This window comes from Glutamicibacter sp., assembly GCF_050701915.1.
Lineage (GTDB): Bacteria > Actinomycetota > Actinomycetes > Actinomycetales > Micrococcaceae > Glutamicibacter.
The window spans coordinates 40,721-59,336 of record NZ_JBOGEG010000014.1; the positions used below are offsets into that span (position 1 = coordinate 40,721).

The 18,616-nt window shown below is 63.1% G+C and carries 17 protein-coding genes; 8 read left to right on the top strand and 9 right to left on the bottom strand.

Translation table 11 applies throughout. The features are described 5' to 3' along the window. Positions 1–38: 38 nt before the first annotated feature. Positions 39–1,136: a 3,4-dihydroxyphenylacetate 2,3-dioxygenase gene (gene hpaD / locus ACRDT3_RS10125; protein WP_431492904.1), complete on the top strand. Its 1,098-nt coding sequence runs from the start codon at positions 39–41 to the stop codon at positions 1,134–1,136. A 267-nt stretch (positions 1,137–1,403) separates the two neighbouring features. Here hpaD and ACRDT3_RS10130 read toward each other — a convergent pair whose 3' ends face one another. Continuing rightward, positions 1,404–2,438, bottom strand: coding sequence for an acyltransferase family protein (locus ACRDT3_RS10130; RefSeq protein WP_431492867.1), 1,035 nt, complete (start codon positions 2,436–2,438; stop codon positions 1,404–1,406). A 133-nt stretch (positions 2,439–2,571) separates the two neighbouring features. Here ACRDT3_RS10130 and ACRDT3_RS10135 point away from each other — a divergent pair, with 133 nt between their 5' ends. From ACRDT3_RS10135 to ACRDT3_RS10155, 5 genes are all read left to right on the top strand, one after another. After that, positions 2,572–3,018: an HD domain-containing protein gene (locus ACRDT3_RS10135; RefSeq protein WP_431492868.1), complete on the top strand. Its 447-nt coding sequence runs from the start codon at positions 2,572–2,574 to the stop codon at positions 3,016–3,018. Between the two features lie 164 nt (positions 3,019–3,182). Continuing rightward, positions 3,183–3,794, top strand: coding sequence for a TetR/AcrR family transcriptional regulator (locus tag ACRDT3_RS10140; RefSeq protein WP_431492869.1), 612 nt, complete (start codon positions 3,183–3,185; stop codon positions 3,792–3,794). Between the two features lie 2 nt (positions 3,795–3,796). Continuing rightward, positions 3,797–4,726 carry an ABC transporter ATP-binding protein gene (locus ACRDT3_RS10145; RefSeq protein ID WP_431492870.1) on the top strand — a complete coding sequence of 310 codons (930 nt, stop codon included), beginning with the start codon at positions 3,797–3,799 and terminating at the stop codon, positions 4,724–4,726. Then, positions 4,723–6,372, top strand: a complete 1,650-nt coding sequence (locus ACRDT3_RS10150; RefSeq protein WP_431492871.1) for an ABC transporter permease — start codon at positions 4,723–4,725, stop codon at positions 6,370–6,372. The genes ACRDT3_RS10145 and ACRDT3_RS10150 overlap by 4 nt, the downstream gene beginning before the upstream one ends. 66 nt (positions 6,373–6,438) lie before the next feature. Then, positions 6,439–7,101 carry a phosphoribosyltransferase gene (locus tag ACRDT3_RS10155; protein WP_431492872.1) on the top strand — a complete coding sequence of 221 codons (663 nt, stop codon included), beginning with the start codon at positions 6,439–6,441 and terminating at the stop codon, positions 7,099–7,101. 304 nt (positions 7,102–7,405) lie between these two features. Here the strand turns inward: ACRDT3_RS10155 and ACRDT3_RS10160 are convergent, their stop codons facing one another. Together ACRDT3_RS10160 and ACRDT3_RS10165 are read right to left on the bottom strand one after the other, a co-directional pair. Continuing rightward, positions 7,406–8,626 carry an MFS transporter gene (locus tag ACRDT3_RS10160; protein WP_431492873.1) on the bottom strand — a complete coding sequence of 407 codons (1,221 nt, stop codon included), beginning with the start codon at positions 8,624–8,626 and terminating at the stop codon, positions 7,406–7,408. Positions 8,627–8,653: 27 nt separating this feature from the next. Further along, positions 8,654–9,019: an ArsR/SmtB family transcription factor gene (locus ACRDT3_RS10165; protein WP_431492874.1), complete on the bottom strand. Its 366-nt coding sequence runs from the start codon at positions 9,017–9,019 to the stop codon at positions 8,654–8,656. Between the two features lie 83 nt (positions 9,020–9,102). On the opposite strand from ACRDT3_RS10165, the gene ACRDT3_RS10170 reads away from it, so the two are divergent. Both ACRDT3_RS10170 and ACRDT3_RS10175 read left to right on the top strand, forming a co-directional pair. Beyond that, positions 9,103–10,743: an ABC-F family ATP-binding cassette domain-containing protein gene (locus tag ACRDT3_RS10170; RefSeq protein ID WP_431492875.1), complete on the top strand. Its 1,641-nt coding sequence runs from the start codon at positions 9,103–9,105 to the stop codon at positions 10,741–10,743. Between the two features lie 127 nt (positions 10,744–10,870). Beyond that, on the top strand, positions 10,871–11,971 hold the full coding sequence (locus ACRDT3_RS10175) for a fatty acid desaturase family protein (RefSeq protein ID WP_431492876.1): 1,101 nt from the start codon (positions 10,871–10,873) through the stop codon (positions 11,969–11,971). Between the two features lie 22 nt (positions 11,972–11,993). Here the strand turns inward: ACRDT3_RS10175 and ACRDT3_RS10180 are convergent, their stop codons facing one another. The 6 genes from ACRDT3_RS10180 to ACRDT3_RS10205 form a co-directional block, all read right to left on the bottom strand. After that, entirely contained in the window at positions 11,994–12,410 is a 417-nt protein-coding gene (locus ACRDT3_RS10180) for an META domain-containing protein (RefSeq protein WP_431492877.1), read from the bottom strand. 44 nt (positions 12,411–12,454) lie between these two features. Further along, positions 12,455–14,011: an MFS transporter gene (locus ACRDT3_RS10185; RefSeq protein ID WP_431492878.1), complete on the bottom strand. Its 1,557-nt coding sequence runs from the start codon at positions 14,009–14,011 to the stop codon at positions 12,455–12,457. 98 nt (positions 14,012–14,109) lie between these two features. Next, complete coding sequence (locus tag ACRDT3_RS10190; RefSeq protein ID WP_431492879.1) at positions 14,110–14,865, bottom strand: TetR/AcrR family transcriptional regulator; 756 nt, start codon at positions 14,863–14,865, stop codon at positions 14,110–14,112. A 63-nt stretch (positions 14,866–14,928) separates the two neighbouring features. Next, complete coding sequence (locus ACRDT3_RS10195) at positions 14,929–15,918, bottom strand: HAAS signaling domain-containing protein (protein ID WP_431492880.1); 990 nt, start codon at positions 15,916–15,918, stop codon at positions 14,929–14,931. A gap of 100 nt (positions 15,919–16,018) precedes the next feature. Next, positions 16,019–16,933: a sugar ABC transporter permease gene (locus ACRDT3_RS10200; protein WP_431492881.1), complete on the bottom strand. Its 915-nt coding sequence runs from the start codon at positions 16,931–16,933 to the stop codon at positions 16,019–16,021. Next, on the bottom strand, positions 16,933–18,528 hold the full coding sequence (locus ACRDT3_RS10205) for an ABC transporter permease subunit (RefSeq protein WP_431492882.1): 1,596 nt from the start codon (positions 18,526–18,528) through the stop codon (positions 16,933–16,935). Before ACRDT3_RS10205 ends, ACRDT3_RS10200 begins: the two co-directional genes overlap by 1 nt. Positions 18,529–18,616 lie beyond the last annotated feature (88 nt).

Below are 18,616 nucleotides of genomic sequence, written 5' to 3' on the forward strand. Positions count from 1 at the left end.
TTTTCTTGCTTGCAAAGGAGCAAATCATGAGCAAAGAGATCGCAAACCCGATCCCAACCCCATCGGTTCCAGCACCGGATATCCTGCGCTGCGCCTACGCTGAACTGGTCGTCACCGACCTCGAGCGCTCGCGCAAGTTCTACGTAGACGTACTGGGCCTGCACGTTTCCTATGAAGACGAGAACCAGATCTACCTGCGTTCCTTCGAGGAATTCATCCACCACAACCTGGTGCTGACCAAGGGCCCGGTGGCCGCGCTGAAGGCCATGGCCTTCCGTGTCCGCAGCACCGAAGAGGTCGACAAGGCCGAGGCCTACTACAAGGAACTGGGCTGCCGCACCGAGCGCCGCAAGGAAGGCTTCGTCAAGGGCATCGGCGATGCACTTCGCGTCGAGGATCCATTGGGCTTCCCGTACGAGTTCTTCTTCGAGACCACCCACGTCGAGCGCCTGCACATGCGCTATGACCTGTACTCGGCTGGCGAACTGGTCCGCCTGGACCACTTCAACCAGGTCACCCCGGACGTGCCACGCGGCCGCGCCTACCTCGAGGACCTGGGCTTCCGCGTCACCGAGGACATCCAGGACGACGAAGGCACCACCTACGCAGCCTGGATGCACCGCAAGGGCACCGTGCACGACACCGCACTGACCGGTGGCAACGGCCCGCGCCTGCACCACGTGGCCTTCTCCACCCACGAGAAGCACAACATCATCCAGATCTGCGACAAGATGGGCGCACTGCGCATCTCGGACCGCATCGAGCGCGGCCCGGGCCGCCACGGCGTCTCCAACGCGTTCTACCTGTACATCCTGGATCCAGATGACCACCGCATCGAGATCTACACCCAGGATTACTACACCGGCGATCCGGACAACCCGACCATCACCTGGAACGTGCACGACAACCAGCGCCGCGACTGGTGGGGCAACCCGGTTGTCCCATCGTGGTACACCGAAGCTTCCAAGGTCCTGGACCTGGATGGCAACGTGCAGGAAATCATCGAGCGCACCGACGACTCCGAAATGGCAGTCACCATCGGCGCGGACGGCTTCTCCTTCACCCGTGATGGCGACGAGGACGGTTCCTACCACGGCCAGGCTTCCAAGGGCTTCAAGCTGGGCAATCAGCTCTAAGCCAGGCAAGCTCTTCTAGACCCAGAGCTTGGCAGCTTCCCTGAGGTGCGAGGAAAGAATCCCGGGACATCAGCGATTTTTCGCCGATGCCCCGGGATTCTGCTTTTGGATACTCTGGTCGGGATGGCTTTCACCCCTGATGCACCCTGCGATGAGGTGCTCTCTTCCCTTGATATCAGGTAGGATTTTTGCCCAGCTGCCGTGCTGCAAGGGCAATGTGCAAAGGCAATCAGCAGTTCCCCAGCGGGTTGATCGCCGCAGATGATGCTAGTCCCGACGGGCCGAGGGCCGCTCTTTGGCCCGCTCGAAAGGGAAGAGCAGCAGGCCAACAACCAGCTGGGTAAATCCCCGAATAGACTTGTCGAACCCGGGTATTGCGAATATGGCCACCGTCAGCGCGGTCAAAACCAGACATGCGGAGAAGGCCGCGGCGCTGCCTGCCCCTTCAAGGACTGCCGGCAGGTACGGGGTTGCCGCGAGTACCAGGAAACCGTGCATTACGTAAATGGCCAAGCTCCGTCGGCCGAGCATGGCCAGCAGCCCGTCCTTGTTCGGCATCAGCGACAGGAAAATCACTACCGTGGCTGAAGCGATGCACAATAAGCCGATCCGGATGAGAACTCCCTGCGCATCGGGGACATCCAGGCGTTCATAGGAGAAGCTGCCATAGAACCACCTTGGACGGACTTCTTGGAAGTACAGGAGCATCCAGGCTCCAATTGCCATGCAGGCACCCATAATTTTCCAGGCCACAGGCATTCGGGCGGCCGCGCTGAGAATCACTTGGCCGTATGATGCGCCAACAACATAAAAGGGCAGGAACACAAGTGCACGCGACAGGGTGAAGTCGTAGCCGATGGACTCGATAGTTCCCGATGCGATGGACACGAGAATCGCCAGCATGATCGATGACCTGGGGAACCTGGCGATGATCGGGACCAGCATCTGCCACCAGCACATGGCCAGCAGGAACCACAAGATCCAGAAGGGCACAATCGGCGAAAACGTGCGTTCCAACGCGAGGACTTGCACAGCGAAGAAATACAGGGTCTGGAATAAGGCCAGCAAGACCATGTAGGTGCCGATACGCCGAGGCAACTGCGTGGCCTTGGCAGTGACACCGGCGAGGAACACAAATGCTGGCATATGGAACATGTAGATTCCTGTCAGCGGCAATCTGGTGGATCGTGCGTCCCAGCCAGCAGTCGCCTCCAGCAGATGGCCGAGCACAACCAAGGCAATGAGCGCACCTTTTGCGGCGTCAAGTCGGTGAACGCGGACTCGACTAGTAATTTCAGACACCGGGATAGGCTACCAGCACCTTCTCCTCCTGCCCGAAATTGAAGAAGTTCAGTACTCGACCGAACACGCTGCCAAGTTGTCGGCCGCCACGCGTAGGGTGGGACTCAACAAGAACTACCGAGTTAGGCGGAATATGCGCGAGCACAAATCGATGATCGGTGCGGCCAAGGACATCGCGGCCGCGGCCCACGAAGGACAGGTCGACAAGCTCGGCGCCGCGTATATCGGGCATCCGGCACGAGTAGCCGGCCACGCCTGCGACCTCGGCGGTTCGCCAGAGGCCATCGCGGCAGCCTGGTTGCATGATGTGATCGAGGACTGCGATGTCTCCGCGGCGGACCTGCGCGCCGCTGGCCTTTCCGAAGCGGTCATCGTAGCGGTCGAGCTGCTGAGCAAGCGGCCTGGGCAGAGCTTGGAAGAATATTGCGCCGGGGTGCGCAGCAATGCTGTGGCCCTGCTGGTCAAGCAGGCGGACCTGGCCGATAACACCGATCCCGAGCGAACAAGCCAACTGGATCAGGCTACCCGGCAGCGGCTGGCCGAGAAATACCAGCGCACCCGATTCCTCCTGGGTCTCTAGGCGCACCCGGAGTCCCCGATTCCACCCGGACCCAAGGATTCATGCTCCGTGGCTGCCCAAAAAAATAACTCCAGGCCAAGATCCCCCAAGCACTCCGTCGGGCGTTTTCCGGGAATTTCCTGCACCTCTTGACCCTCCGGCTGAACAAGCGTTCAATATTGAACATGAGTTCAACCAAGCGTGCCCCGCATACCGCTCCGCTAACTGCGCAGCGCATCCGCGAAGCGGCCATCGCACAGTTCGCCGCCCACGGCTTCGCCAAGAGCACCGTGCGGGCCATCGCGGCAAGTGCCGGGGTTTCCGCAGGCCTGGTGATCCACCATTTCGGCTCGAAGCACGAATTGCGCGCGGCCTGCGATGAGCATGTGTTCACCACGCTGACCGAAACGAAGCGGGCGAACGCCACCAGCAATCCGCTGGTAGTTGCCGAAATGCTCGGCGAGGGGCCGATGCGGATCTATGCCGACTACCTGCTCAAGTCGCTGCTGGACCCCTCCGAGCAGGGCCAGCGCTTCTTCGACCACTACGTGGAATCCATCGAGCAGGTCATCGAGGAGGGCTTCGCCGGCTACACGTTGCGCCAGGCCGAGGACCGCCGCGCCCAGTCCACCGCCATCGCCATGCTGGCCCTGGCCCCGATGCTGCTTGAACCGCGCATCCGCCATGCCTTGGGCACCGCGGACCTGGCCGGCTCGATGGCACGGCTCACGCCCTACCTCTTCGAGCTCTACCAGCACGGATTCATCGAATCCGTCCCCGAGAAGAAGGAAGGCTGAGCATGCAAACTACTCCTCGTCCCACCGGTTCAGCCCCGGCGATCAGCATTGCCGGGCTGTCCAAGAACTTCGGCTCGGCAAGGGCACTGGATGGCCTGGATCTGGACGTCGCCCCGGGCGAAGTCCACGGCTTCCTCGGTCCCAACGGGGCCGGCAAGTCCACCACCATCCGCATCCTGCTGGGCATCCTGCGCCACGATGCGGGCACCGTGCGCCTGCTGGGCGGAGACCCGTGGAAGGACGCGGTGCCCCTGCACCGGCGCATCGCGTATGTGCCCGGCGATGTGGAACTGTGGCCCAACCTGACCGGAGGCGAAGCCATCGACCTGTTCGCGCGGCTGCGCGGCGGGGCCGACAAGAAACGCCGCAACGAGCTGATCGAGCGTTTCGACCTGGACCCGCTCAAGAAGGGCCGCACCTATTCCAAGGGCAACCGGCAAAAGGTCGCACTGATCTCTGCGCTGGCCTCGAATGCCGAGCTGCTGCTGCTCGATGAGCCCACCGCCGGGCTTGACCCGCTGATGGAAGCGGTATTCCAGCAGCTCATTGGCGAGGCCAAGGATGCCGGGCGCACGGTGCTGCTCTCCAGCCATATCCTGGCCCAGGTCGAGGTGCTGGCGGACCGCATCTCGATCATCCGCAAGGGGAAGATCGTCGAATCCGGCACGCTGGGACAGCTGCGCCACCTGAAGCGCACCGCCATCAGCGTGCAGACCAGCTTGCCGCCCGCTTCGCTGTCCAGCCTGGAGGGAATCCACGACCTGCGCGAGGAAGGCGGGCAGCTGCGCTTCAGCGTCGATGCCCCGCAGCTCGATGCGGTGATGCGCGAGTTGGCCGCCCACGGCGTGCAATCTCTGACCGCTACCCCGCCAACCCTGGAGCAATTGCTGCTGCGCCACTACGGCGATGAAATGCACCGGAGCGCATCATGAGCCCGGCACATCGGCAAACCACGGCCAATACCCGCAGCGGTTCGCTGGCCGGAACCGGCCAACTGCTGCGCTTCATGCTGCGCCGGGACCGCATCCGCTTCCCGGCATGGATTCTGGGCCTGTCGCTGATGCTGGACTATTTCGCCAATGCGCTGGGACTGGTGCTCGACGAGCAGTCGCTGGCCACCTTCGCCGTCTTCGCCGCAAATCCGGTGATGGCGCTGATCGGCGGGCCGGGCTACGGCTTCGAGGCGATCACCCTGGGCCGGTTCCTGGTGGGGATGTACGGGGTGTTCCTCATGATCGGCGCAGGGCTGATGGGCATCACCACCATCTCCCGGCACACGCGCGCCGAAGAGCAGAGCGGGCGCGCCGAGCTGATCCGCGCCAATGCCGTGGGCCGGCACGCGCAGCTGGCCGCCGCCCTGGCGCTGGCGACCTTGATGAACCTGGCGCTGGCCGTGCTCATGACCCTGGTATTCATGGCCTCCCCGGCCCAGGCACCGGCACCTTCCGCCTTCCTGTTCTCCTGCGGCGTCGCCGCCGCGGGCCTAGTCTTCTGCGCCGTGGCAGCGCTGGCCGTGCAGCTCTCGGCTTATTCCCGGGCGGCTTCCGGGCTGGCCGGGGCTGTGCTCGCTGCCAGTTTCATGGCCCGCGGCCTGGGCGACATGTCCGCTGCGCAAGGCGGGAAACTTTCCTGGCTGTCCTGGCTTTCGCCCTTTGGCTGGTCCCAGCACACCGCACCGCTGGTGCTGGACCGGTGGTGGCCGCTGCTGCTTTCGCTGGCCGCCGCCGTGCTGCTTTCGCTGGCCGGGTTCGCGCTGCAGTCCCGGCGCGATCTGGCCGCCGGGATCCTGCCGGACCGGACCGGCGGCGAACGAGCCCCGGGCTGGCTGGGCAGCCCGCTGGCACTGGCCTTCAGGCTGCAGCGCTCGGCGCTGGCCTGGTGGTCCTTCGCGCTGCTGCTCTCGGGCATCGTCTTTGGCGCCTTCGTGCAGCCGATGGCCGAAAATGCCGCGGGCATGCCCGAAGAGCTGCTGGCGGTCTTCGGCGGCGCCCAAGGCATGGTCGAAGGCTATCTGGGCTTCATGAGCCTGTACCTGGCGATCCTGGTCTCGGTGTTCGCGATCCTTTCGGTCCTTTCCCTGCGTGGCGAGGAGCAGGCGGTGCGCGCCGAGCCGATCCTGGCCGCGTCCGTCTCGCGCGCCGGATGGCTCGCTTCCTGGGTGCTGGTCACGGTCCTGGGCTCGCTGTGGCTGATGCTGCTCGGCGGGGTCGGCAACGGCATCGGGGCCGGGCTGTCCACCGGCGACTGGACCCTGCTGGCCCAGGCGACCCTCGGCCACTTGGTGCAAACTCCGTCCGTTTGGGTGCTGGCGGGACTGGCCACCGCGCTCTACGGGTTCCTGCCGAGGCTCGCATCCCTGGCTTGGGCGGTGTTCGCCTACTGCTCGGTGCTCGGGTTCTTCGGCGAAATGCTGCAGTTGGACCAGCCGGTTCTGGACTCCTCGGTATTCTTGCATATCGGCCAGTATCCGGCCGCTGAAATTGATTGGACCGCGGTGGGCGGCCTGAGCCTGCTTGCCGTGGCCCTCATTGCCCTGGGCGCCGCCGGCTTCCGGCGGCGGGATTTGATCACCGCGTAGAACTCGGAATGCTGGATATTTCCCGCTTCCCCTTGCAATCGGGCACCATTGGGCAAGACTTGGATTATGGCCACAGGTAGAAGCACAGTTTTCGAAGACCGCAGCCATGCCGGCGCCGCGCTGGGCATGAAGCTGTCCACCTTGCTGCCCGCCGGCGAGTATACGGTGCTGGGTTTGCTGCGCGGCGGAGTGCCCATCGCCCATGAAGTGGCCAAGACCCTCGGGGCCACCCTGGGCGCGGTGGCGGTGCGCAAGCTCGGGGTGCCCAGCAATCCTGAACTGGCGTTCGGCGCCATTGCCCAGTACGGGCCCGACAGCGCCCGCCACATCAACGAGGCGATCTACCGCCGGGCGCTGCAGTATTTCGGCAAGGACGAACTCGAATCCCTGGAACGCGGCACCGGTGCCGACCTGCTGGCCCTGGCCGACACTTTCAAGGCCTACTGCCCCGAGCTGGCCGGGCGCGACCTGCTGCTCTGCGATGACGGAATGGCCACGGGCGCCACGATGAAGGCCGCGCTGGACCTAGTCCAGGGGTTGGCTCCCGCCTCCATCCGGCTGGCAGTTCCGGTGGCTTCGCCTGAAACAGCTGCCGGATTGGCACCCCAGGTCAATGGCATCTGCCAACTGCTCACCCCGGATAACTTCACCGCCGTCGGAGCCTTCTATGAGGACTTCGGGCAGGTGGGCCAGGACCAGGTCCTGGAAATGCTGCGCGCCACGCAGTGAAATCCCAGGACCACAGCTCGGACCTTCGCTTCCAGGGCACCGGATCAGCCGATGGCACCGCTCAGCGGCGCATGCAGGCCATCATTTCCATGCTCAGCAGCTCGCTGCCCTGATCCAGTGGCTCGTGACCGAAGCCATCCCGCCCCGCACCGGCAATGGCCTGCGCGGCGGAATCCCGCATACATCCCAGCTCCTGGCTCCCGATGAGCTTGCCGGCCCCTTGGCTGGAGCTTGCCCGGAAGCTGGGCTGGCGTGCAGGACAGCTTCGGTCCTGATGGTTTGATCCATGCCGGCCCCGGTCATCTCACGCCCGGTTCACCGACGCCGTTTCCGGGCGCCACGAGGCAAACGCCAGCACCGTACCGAACCCTCCGATGCCAACCAGGACCAGGGCCACACCCCACAAGCCGATCGAAGCACCAAGGGCGCCAGCCACCGGGTAGGTCAACAAGAAGCAGGCATGGGACAAGGAAAATTGCGCGGCAAAAACACTAGGGCGGGTCTGCTCGGTGCTGTTGCGGCGCAGCAACCTGGCCGAGGGCGTGAGGATGGTTGCCGTCGCGGCACCCAGCGCCAGCCATAGGCCAAGGAGCCCGGCCCATTGGCCAGCATCCTCTCCCCAGCCGATCACAGCGGTACCGATGAGCAGCAAGAGCGGCATCATCACGGCGCCCGAGAGCATCACACTGCGGTCTTCGAATCGCTCCAGCAACCCCGGCATGCCCAGTGCTACCGCCATCGAACCTGCACCGTAGGCTCCGAGCAGCAGCGCCACATCCACCTGCGAGCGGCCCATATCCCCCTTCACCAGCACCACTGTGTTGACGATGACCATGGCAGAGATCGCGGCGACCACCAGATTCAGCGCCATCAGGCTGCGCAATTCCCGTGCCGCCCAGAAAGCCCGCGTTCCCCCGGTGAGGCGGTGGAAGAACTTCGACTGTTCCGGCGGAGGGATCACCGGGAAGCGCGTCGCGGCAACGAGCAGAACAGACGCGGCGAACCCGACCACGGTCCCGGCAAAGAGATTGTGGTAGCTGGTGACAGTCAGCAGCGCGGCCGCCAGCATCGGACTGGCCAACGACTCCATGTCATAGGCCAGCCGCGACAAGGACAGGGCCTTTGTGTAATCCCGCTCTTCGGGCAGGATCGAGGGAATGACCGCCTGGAACGCGGGGGTGAAGGTCGCCGATGCTGATTGCAGTACGAAAATCAGCACATAGATCTGCCACGCTTCGCTGGCGAATGGGAGGCAGAGCGCCACTAGTCCACGAATGATGTTGGACCCGATGAGCACGGGTTTGCGCGGAATATGGGAAACCAGGGCATTGGCCAAAGGCGCAACGGCCACATAGGCGACCATCTTCACAGTCAAGGCCAGCCCAAGCACTAATCCCGCGTTGCTGCCGGCAATATCGAAAGCCAGCAGGCCCAGGGCAACGGTAAGCAGGCCGGTACCCAGCAGCGCAATCATCTGGGCGCTGAAGAGCTTGGCGTACGCCTGGTCCCTGAGTACTGCGAGCATCTTTGCCGACTCCCGTATCTTTTGCCGCTAGCCTTGCGGGGCTTCGTGGTGCAGCGGCAGCTGTCCGTTGGATACCGAATGCTCCGCCTGCTTGATCGCTTCGCTGACCAGGCGCGCCGGGTGCTCATCGGTGAGGCTGTACAGGACCTTGGTTCCGTCCTGGCGCGTGGTCACCATGCGCGCCATGCGCAAACGGGCCAGGTGCTGGGATACCCCCGAGGGACTCTTCTCGACCAGCTCTGCGAGCGCGTTGACCGAGAGCTCACCGGCACGGCGCAGATGCAGCACAATCCGGATCCGGGTGGCATCGGACAGCAAGCCGAAGACTTCCGCGGCCAGCTCCACGTAATCCGAGGAAGGATCCGGAGCATAAATCTTATTATCTGCATGCATGCTAATAGACTAATGCTCTCGCCCGGTATTGCCTAGGGCACACCGGAAATATTCCGCGTCCGACTGGAACTAGAATTGGAGCCATGACTGCAACGCTCGTGGCCAAGGACCTGACTGGCGGCCACGCCCACCGAACCCTCTTCTCGAATCTGAACTTCACCGCCGCACCCGGTGATGTCTACGGCGTAGTGGGTGCCAACGGCGCTGGCAAGTCCACATTGCTCTCGCTGCTTGCCGGGGCCGCGGCCCCGCAGGCCGGAACGGTGAGCACCGCCCCGGATTCTGCGTTCATCGGCTGGATGCCCCAGGAACACGACCGCATTCCAGGTGAAACCATCACCGCGTATTTGGCCCGCCGCACCGGTTGCGCCGCCGCCACCACCGCCATGGAATCCACCGCCGAAGAACTTGGCAGCGGCAAGCCCGGTGCGGATGACGCCTACACCGCTGCATTCGACCACTGGATGGCCTGTGGCGCCATGGATCTGGAAGACCGCATCCCCGAGGTGCTGGCCAAGCTCGGCTTCACCCTCCCGGTGGAAACCGAGATGACTGCCCTGTCCGGCGGCCAGGTAGCCCGCGTGGCTCTGGCAGCCCTGCTGCTCTCCCGCTTCGATGCGGTGCTGCTCGATGAACCGACCAATGATCTCGATCTCGAGGGCCTGGAGCATTTGGAGCATTTCATCAATTCCCTGCGCGCGCCGGTGATCCTGGTATCGCATGACCGCGAGTTCCTCTCCCGCTGCACCACCGGCATCATCGAATTGGACCTGGCCCAGAACCAGGTAGCCACCTATGAAGGCGGCTACGACTCGTACCTTGACGAACGGGCCATCAACCGCACCCATGCCCGTGAGGCCTACGAGCAGTTCGAGAACCAGAAAGCCGATCTGGTCTCCCGCGCCCGCACCCAGCGCGAATGGTCCTCGCAAGGCGTGCGCAACGCCATGCGCAAGGCGCCGGACAATGACAAGATCCGCCGCCGGGCCAACTCCGAGTCCTCGGAAAAGCAGGCCGCCAAGGTGCGCCAGATGGAATCGCGCATCGCCCGGCTCGACGAGGTGGCAGAACCACGCAAGGAATGGGTCCTGCAGTTCTCCATCGCCGCGGCTCCGCGCGGGTCCTCGGTGATGTGCACGCTCAACGAGGCCTCGGTATCCCACGGGGACTACGCTTTCGGACCGGTTTCGGTGCAGGTCAACGCCGGGGACCGGATTGGCATCACCGGCCCGAACGGAGCAGGCAAGTCGACCTTGCTGAACCTGCTGCTGGGCAAGCTGGCCCCGCACGGCGGCTCGGCTTCACTGGGCAGCTCGGTGAATGTCGGCGAAATCGATCAGGCGCGCACCCAGCTTCCCGGCGATCTCCCATTGGGCGAAGCCTTCGAACAGGAAGTGCCCGAGTACTCCGCCGCCGAGGTCCGCACCCTGCTTGCCAAGTTCGGCCTGAAGGCCGATCAGTCCTCCGCCCTGGTGGATTCGCTCTCCCCCGGCGAGCGGACCCGCGCATCCATGGCGCTGCTCCAGGCCCGCGGGGTGAACCTGCTGGTGCTCGATGAGCCGACCAACCACCTGGACGTGCCGGCCATCGAACAGCTCGAAGAAGCCCTGGAAGCGTACACCGGTGCCCTGCTCCTGGTCACCCATGATCGGCGGTTGCTGGAGAATGTGCGCCTGGACGCTCGATGGGAAGTTGCACAGGGCCAACTAACTGCCCATTTCTAGGGCCTCACTTGGGTACTTATTGCACTAGTAAGTTCACAGCTATCCAACGTAGGATTGGGACTATGGGAGCCGAGTTTTTCAGTTCTTTCGACTGCGAGGTCGACGCCTAGTACCCAAGGATATTTTCTTGAGCAGCACTGCAACACTCCATCCCCAAGGGCCTACGGTCAAGCCGGGCGATCCCAAGAGCTTCTTCCACGTCAAGAAGCTGGTCACCGAAGCAGGACTGGTCGGCCGCCGCCGCGGGCACTATCTCGGCTTGGGCATCGTGCTGACGGTGCTGCTAGCCGGCACCGTTACCGGTTTCATCCTCCTTGGCGACAGCTGGTTCCAGTTGCTGATGGCCGGAGCCTTGGGCCTGTTGCTGACCCAATTCGCGTTCTTGGCGCACGAGGCGGCACACCGCCAGATCCTGGCTTCGCACAAGCGCAATGACAAGCTGGGCCAGTTCCTGGCCAATATCGTCGTGGGCATCAGCTACCAGTGGTGGATGAACAAGCACAACAAGCACCACGCAACCCCCAATACCGTGGGCAAGGATCCGGACATCGAGTGGGACACCATCTCCTTCCAGACCGAGGACGCCAAGCGCCAGCGCGGGCTGCTCAAGTGGATCACCAACCGCCAGGGCTACCTGTTCTTCCCGTTGCTCACCCTCGAGGGCTTGAATCTGCATATGCATTCGATCAAGTACCTGTTCAAGGCCGGCCGGGTCAAGAACCGCAAGCGTGAGATGACCGGCATTGCACTGCGCATCGCCATCTACCTGGCGATCGTGTTCTACTTCCTGCCAGTGGGCATGGCTTTCGCCTTCCTCGGCGTGCAGCTGGCAGTCTTCGGCGTCTACATGGGTGCCTCCTTCGCCCCGAACCACAAGGGCATGCCGATGGTCCCCCAGGACGCCCGCATCGACTTCTTCTCCCGCCAGGTACTGACCGGACGCAATGTCATGGCCAAGTCCAGCTGGGGAAACCGCGTGCTCTCCCACGTCTACGGCGGATTGAACTACCAGGTGGAGCACCACCTGTTCCCATCCATGCCGCGCGCCAACCTGGCCGGCGTCTCGCGCATCGTGCGCCAGTACTGCGACGAGCACCAGGTGCCCTACACGGTGGCCAGTGTCCGCGAATCCTACGCACAGGTGATCACCTACCTGAACAAGGTCGGGCTATCGGCCCGGGATCCTTTCGAGTGCCCGATGATCTCCGGTTACCGCGTCAGCGCATAGCTTCCTCGGAAGCCGCAAAGAGCTAGGAAACCTTGCCGCCATAGGCAAGGGTTCCTAGCTCTTTTCCGTCTGCGTCAAGAACGAGCATCTTATTGCCGTCCTGAAGCGTGGCGGTGGCAGCACGCGAAAGCCAGTCATCCACGCCTTCGCAGAACATCTTGGTCGAAGCGAGCGCGGCGAATTCCAGATCTTCGGATGCGCTCCAGGTGCCGGTGAGGCGGTTGCAGCCATCGCTGCCGGAGACCTTGCCGTCCTCGGCTAGCTCCAGCCACGGCTGGCCTTTCTCCTTGCTGCCCCACAAGCCGACCGGATCCTGGAGTATCACGCTGGTCTCGCTTCCAGTTGGCTGGCTTGCGCCAGGATCGCTTCCAGTGGCCGCGCAGGCGGCCACGCCGAAGGCCAAAGACAGTGCCGCGGTGCGCAGGAAGAATCGCTTCATAGCACCCAGCCTAGGCCTTCGGCTATTCGCTGGCCAGCACCGAATTACGGCTGGGAGTCTACTGGCTGGGTTGGTTCCTTCGGCCCGGCAACCTCGATCGCTCCGGTCACCGTACGCTGCACACCGGTGCTCACGGGAACGACTTCTTCGGCAGCTGGCCTGCTGTGGGCAGCATGGCCATGGCGCAGATCAAGGACACCGACCAACAAGGTGGCCAGGACCAATAGCGAAATGGCAACGAATGAGAGCGCCATGGCCATCGAGTACCCGGCTACGTGGTTCATGCCGTAGAAGACAGCGGTAATCACCGCAATGCCCACCGCGGTGCCCACGCGCTGGGAAGTCTGCATCAAGCCGCCGGCGCTGCCGGAGTTGGCCACGGGAACTTCCATGAGGGTCAGTGCCTGGTTAGGCGAAATGATGAAGCCCTGGGCTACGCCGATGAAGGCTAGCGAAAGCAGCATCCACCAGATGCTCAGCAGGCCGCGATCCTCCAGGAGCACAACGGCAATGGTGGCCAGCAGGCCGAACAGGGCGCTGAGAATGCCGCCAATGACCATTTTCCGCCCCACGGTCATGACATAGCGTCCGGCGATGTCAGAGCTGAATGCGGAGAGCAGGGCCGCTGGAAGGCAGATCAGCCCGGCCTGCAGGGCGCTGAACCCCTGGGATTGCTGGACGTAAATGGCCACCAGCACCCAGACACTGGAAACCCCCATGAAGTACAGGCCGGCGATGAGCGTGCCATTGGTGAAGCTGCGGATCTTGAACAGGGCCAGCTCAACCATTGGTTCTCGCCCGAGCTTCTTGTACTTCTTCTCCCACCAGACCCAGAGCACCATGACCAGGACCGCCAAGGCCAAAAGCGACCAGAGCCATGGGGTTTCGCGGCCCTGGACGAAAGGCAGGAGCAGGGCGAAAATCCCAACCGCCAGCAGCAATCCGCCAACGGGGTCCAGATCCACCTTGCCCGCTGGCTTATTGAACAGCGGCTTGGGCAGCCACAGCAACGCCAGGACAATGGCCAGCACGCCGACCGGGACATTGATCAGGAAGGTGGCGCGCCAGCCGGCGTCCTCGCCAAACCAGTTGATCAGCAATCCGCCCAGCACTGGCCCAATGGCTACCGAGAAGCCGACGGCGGTGCCCAGCAGGCCATAGGCCCGGCCGCGGGCCGCGCCCCGGAAGTGCTGCTGGATCATGCCCATCACCTGGGGGTTGAGCAGGCCGGAGCCAATGCCCATGATGAATCGGGCAATGTTCAATACCAGTGGATCAGCGGCCAGTCCGGCTAGGACGCTGGCGGCTGTGAAGATCGCGACACCTGCCACGAACATCACGCCACGGCCCAGCAGGTCGCCGGCGCGTCCGGCAGCGACCAGCACCACGCCGAAGGTCAGCGCGTATCCTGCCAATACCCACTGCAGGTCGGCTTCGGTCGCCTGCAGGGTGGAACCGATGGCCGGGAGGACCACGTTGACGATGCTGACCGAAACCAGCGACATGAACATCGCGGCCAGCAGCACGCCCAGCAATCGCCACCGGGCTCCGGCCGAGAGTTCTTCAGCAACTGGTGCCGGATGCGGCTTGCTCTGGGACATGGGCCAACTTTCAAACGAATTCCAGGCCGCACAATCCTGCGGTCCTGCAACTTACAGCGTTGGCCAGCTAGCTAATATTCCCTGTCGAAGTGCTTATTTCACTGCCCGCGGTCCCCGGCGGCCCGATTGAGCTCAAGCATTTGCGCAATAGCCAGCAACCGCAACTCAATGACTTCCTCGAAAAGGTCATCGCTGTCCTGCGGCGGCAGCTCAAGCGCTTTGCGTGCCAGCGGCGTGGGAACTTCAGGGTAGGCGTCAAGCAATTGGACCGGCACCAGTGAGCTCACGTAGTTCGGGCTGTCCTTTGAACGGCGGTCGTAGTAGTAATCCACATGCATCACGAAACCCAGGACATCTCGTTCCAGGGCGCGGACCATGGCCACCGCCTGCTTGAGCGTCAGCCCGATATCCACGAAGAAAGCGAGGATCCGTTCCATCAATTCATTGCGGAACGGGCCGGGCTCCACCTTGAGCTTTTCGTCAAGTGTCAATTGCGAGGCCCGAGGGTAGGCGCGGTAGGCCCGGCGCGTCGCGTTGTAGGCTTCGGTCACCCCGAGCTTCCAGTCGTTGCTGTCGAACTCGATCAGCGGATTGATCGAAATGAAGCGCCCTACCGCCAGGTTGATGACCTCTTGGCGATCAGCCACGTAGTTGTACAGCGCACGCGGGGTGACGTTGAATTCGGCCGCAAGACGGTGCATGGTCAGCGCGTCATATCCTTCGGCACCGGCGATTTCCAATGCCTTCTGGGCAAGCTGCTCCTTGCTCAGGGACTGGAACTCAGAGTCCTTGCGCGGGCGCCCGCGACCACGTTTTGAAGGTTCAGGAGAGGAATTTTCCTTATTCTCGGCCATGTCACGAGGATATACGCATTTTCTATGTAAATTCCCATTAATCGCCCACAAGCATTGAAACTCCTAAAACAGGGCCAGCAATTTCCTGGCTCGCTCATGCCACATGCCGGCAGCTAGCGCCAGGTGCCCTACGGCGAAGCCCATCCCGCCAGCCAGCCATGGCCACGCCAGGACCGCGCCATAGGTTCCCGGCAGCGCAGCGACGAATCCAGCGGCCATCACCAGCAGGCCGACTGCTACCAGTGCAATATGAGCCAGCTTCCAGCGGAAGGGCAATAGCATCGCCAGCACGGCCAGCAACGCGGCCGGAGCCACGATCAGCCATGGCGCAGCGCTGAATCCGGCCAGGCCTTGGTAGCTGGCATACCCGACGACCATGATCAGCAGCACCGCTGCGCACACCAGCCAGCCTGGTCCGGGGCTTGCCATGGAACCACGCATCATCAGCAGCGGGGTGAAAACCTGCGCCCAGAGCAGCACGGTTACCGGGATGAAGAAGAGCGAGAGCTGTCCGCCACCGGCCGCGCAGATGGCGGTCATGGTCACCGCACCGAGGATTTGGATGATGGTGTCGGCAATATTCGGCAGCCACAAGGGAACCAGGCTGAAGATGACCGGAATGAACGCCAGCCAAATCAGCTGGGATCCGATCAGCAATTCGAGTTGCCCCAGCAGGCCGCCAACTCCCCCAGCAGCAAAGCCCAGGCCCTGCTCATTGGCCAAGGCGGCTTGCGGCGGGGCGAAAAGCACCACCATCAGGGTCAGCAATGCGAGAGCGAAAATTGGCCACGCCAGAATACGCGTCAAAAAGTACTTGCCGCTGCCCACTTCCAGGGCTTCTGGCTCATGGCGTTCGAATTTGAGCGCACGAGCGGCGGGCTCGCCGAGCAAGCGGATCAAATCGCGCTTGCGGCGTCCGCCGCCAGGCAGGCGGAGAATCTCCTGCTTGGTGGTTTCAATGACCTCGTTGCGCTCTTGCAAAGACAAGAAATCCAAGGCACGGCGAAGTTGCTCCAGGTAGTTGCGGGCGGCGCGCGGCAAGTAGGGCTTCATGCCTTTTACTCTACGTGCTCCGGCCCGTGGGCCGACGCATGGAAATGGGGCAACGCCAGTGACGTTGCCCCATCTGCCCGAAGCCCCGAGGTGCTGCCGGCTACTTGCCTGCGCCGGCGGTCAGGCCGCCGACGATGTACTTCTGCAAGAACAGGAACAACGCCATCACCGGGATCGCTGCCAGCACCGCACCGGCAGCGAAGACCGACCAGTTGGAGGTGAACTCCTCCGAGACGTAGGAGTACAGGCCCACGGCCAGCGTCTGGTTCTCCGGGGAGACCAGGATGACCGAGGCGATCACGAAGTCCGAGGTGCTGGAGATGAAGGACAGCAGGCCAACCACGGCCAGGATCGGTGCCACCAGGCGCAGGATCATGGTGAAGAAGATGCGGGCGTGGCCAGCACCGTCGATCTTCGCCGCTTCATCGATTTCCACCGGAACGGTGTTGAAGAAGCCGTACATCAGGTAGGTGTTCACGCCCAGTGCGCCGCCCAGGTACACCATGATCAATGCGATCTGGTTGTCGATGCCCAATACCGGGAAAACATCGCCCAGCGAGGTAAGCAGGATGAAGATTGCCACCACGGCCAGCAGCTGCGGGAAGATCTGCACAATCAGCAAGCTGACCAGGCCCACGCGGCGGCCGGTGAAGCGCATCCGCGAGAAGCTGTAGGCAGCCAGTGCGCCGAGGAACACCGAGGCGGCCGCCGTGGTCAGGCCGATCACCAAGGTGTTGATGAACCAGGCACCGAAGGGACGCTGCTGGTTCTGGAACAGCTCCACATAGCTGTTGAAGCCGATGGTGCTGAAGAATCCGTTGGAGGAAAGCAGGGTTCCGTTGGGGTTCAGCGAGGCCGAGAGCACGTAGAGCAGCGGGAAGGCCGCATAGATGCACAGGGCCACGCCGATCAGGTGGCGCCAGCCGGTGGCGGCGAACCATTTGCCCAAGCCCTGGCGCCCGGCGCGCCCCTTGGATGCGCGGGCTACCGGCCTGCCGGTGATTTCGGTGCTCATTAGTTCAGCTCCTCCAGTGCCTTGGTCTGCTTGAAACTGATAATCGAGATAATCGCGACGATGACGAAGATGATGATGGAGAAGGCGCTGGCCAGGCCGTAGTCGCGCTGGGAGCCAACGAACGCCACCTTGTAGACCATCGAGATCAGGATGTCGGTGGATCCCACGTTCAATCCTGCATCCTGCATGCGCGGCCCGCCTTCGGTGAGCATGTAGATCACGTTGAAGTTGTTGAAGTTGAACGCGAAGGAGCTGATCAGCAGCGGAGCCACCGAGACCAGCAGCAGCGGCAGCTTGATCAATCGGAAGATCTGGAAAGGCTTCGCCCCATCGATGGTGGCCGCTTCGGAGAGTTCATTCGGAATGGACTGCAGTGCCCCGGTGCAGACCAGGAACATGTACGGGAATCCGAGCCACAGGTTCACCCAGAGCACGGAGAACTTCGCCAGCCACGGGTCGGTCAGCCAAGGGATCTGAGCTCCGCCCAGGAGCACCTGGTTGACGAACCCGAAGTCGCGGTTGAGCATGCCGGCCCAGACCAACCCGCCCAGGAACGCAGGGAATGCATAAGGGAGGATCGAGATGACGCGGTAGATCTTCCGGCCCTTCATGCGCATGTCGTTGAAGACAATCGCCAGGAACAGCCCGAGGAAGAAGGTGGTCGCCACCGAAAGGAAGGCGAAGGCGAAGGTCCACACGGTGACAGAGAACAGGGCATTGCGGATCGACGAGTCGGTAACGGCACGGGTGAAGTTCTCGAAGCCCACGTTGATGGACCAGCCGGGCATCAGTTGCGAGCCGTCCTGCGCGGTATACGCGCCCACGCCGGTGTCCCTGTAAACCACGCCGGTCTCCTGATCGGTCATGGTGTCCGAGGCTTCGTCGTGCTTGATGGAGGAGGTGTACTGGTAGGCGGTGCGGCCATCGCTGGTGCGCAAGGTGCCATCTGCCGGGTTTTCGCTGGCCGGAACGGCCAGCGAGGTGACCTCCTGCTGGCGGCCCAGCAAATCGGCGAAAGCCAGTTCGGAGTAGTCCCCCAGGCCAGCCGGGTCTACCGGGGCAAAAGGATCATCCGCGTCGCCGAGCAGCTGCTGGCCGTCGCGCTCAATGAGCATCGCCAGCCCGTCTTGCCCCTCGAGGATGGACACCGGGTAACCGGCTGATCCCTCGACGCGGTTCTGGTTGGATTGGAGCAGTGCGCTGATCGCGTCGGCCTTATCCGAGTTGTGCCCCGAACCGTAGTTGGTGAAGGCAATGTACCCGGTGTAGCCGATCACGAAGACCTGGAAGATCAGCAGGAAGATGGTGCCCGGCAGCAGGTACTTTGCCGGCAGCCATCCGCGCTTGAAATAGACCACGTTGATCAGCACGGCAATGGCCGCAATCACCGAGGCGATCACCCAGGCCTCGCGCCCCAGTGCGGTGAAGACCGCGAAGAGTGCGGTCGCATCGACGATCGCCACCAGGATGATCTTGGCGAGCATGGCGCCAATGGAGGTGTTGGTGGCGTTGGCGAAGCGCCTGGCTGTCGGTGACAGCTTGGGCTTCGTCTCCTCGGTGCCGGGTTGCGGCCCCTGGCGGGCAGTCTTTGTCATCTTCCAGATGTCCCTGTCGATCAAGTGCAGTTAGCGCTGGTGAGTTGAAGGCGCTGGGGCCCGGAGGTTTTCCTCCCGGCCCCAGCGC

Coding starts and splice junctions, on each gene's coding strand:
- ACRDT3_RS10135 (WP_431492868.1), top strand. CDS start 2,572: ATGCGCGAGCACAAATCGATGATCGGTGCGGCCAAGGACATCGCGGCC.
- ACRDT3_RS10140 (WP_431492869.1), top strand. CDS start 3,183: ATGAGTTCAACCAAGCGTGCCCCGCATACCGCTCCGCTAACTGCGCAG.
- ACRDT3_RS10145 (WP_431492870.1), top strand. CDS start 3,797: ATGCAAACTACTCCTCGTCCCACCGGTTCAGCCCCGGCGATCAGCATT.
- ACRDT3_RS10150 (WP_431492871.1), top strand. CDS start 4,723: ATGAGCCCGGCACATCGGCAAACCACGGCCAATACCCGCAGCGGTTCG.
- ACRDT3_RS10155 (WP_431492872.1), top strand. CDS start 6,439: ATGGCCACAGGTAGAAGCACAGTTTTCGAAGACCGCAGCCATGCCGGC.
- ACRDT3_RS10160 (WP_431492873.1), bottom strand. CDS start 8,626: ATGCTCGCAGTACTCAGGGACCAGGCGTACGCCAAGCTCTTCAGCGCC.
- ACRDT3_RS10165 (WP_431492874.1), bottom strand. CDS start 9,019: ATGCATGCAGATAATAAGATTTATGCTCCGGATCCTTCCTCGGATTAC.
- ACRDT3_RS10170 (WP_431492875.1), top strand. CDS start 9,103: ATGACTGCAACGCTCGTGGCCAAGGACCTGACTGGCGGCCACGCCCAC.
- ACRDT3_RS10180 (WP_431492877.1), bottom strand. CDS start 12,410: ATGAAGCGATTCTTCCTGCGCACCGCGGCACTGTCTTTGGCCTTCGGC.
- ACRDT3_RS10185 (WP_431492878.1), bottom strand. CDS start 14,011: ATGTCCCAGAGCAAGCCGCATCCGGCACCAGTTGCTGAAGAACTCTCG.
- ACRDT3_RS10190 (WP_431492879.1), bottom strand. CDS start 14,865: ATGGCCGAGAATAAGGAAAATTCCTCTCCTGAACCTTCAAAACGTGGT.
- ACRDT3_RS10195 (WP_431492880.1), bottom strand. CDS start 15,918: ATGAAGCCCTACTTGCCGCGCGCCGCCCGCAACTACCTGGAGCAACTT.
- ACRDT3_RS10200 (WP_431492881.1), bottom strand. CDS start 16,933: ATGAGCACCGAAATCACCGGCAGGCCGGTAGCCCGCGCATCCAAGGGG.
- ACRDT3_RS10205 (WP_431492882.1), bottom strand. CDS start 18,528: ATGACAAAGACTGCCCGCCAGGGGCCGCAACCCGGCACCGAGGAGACG.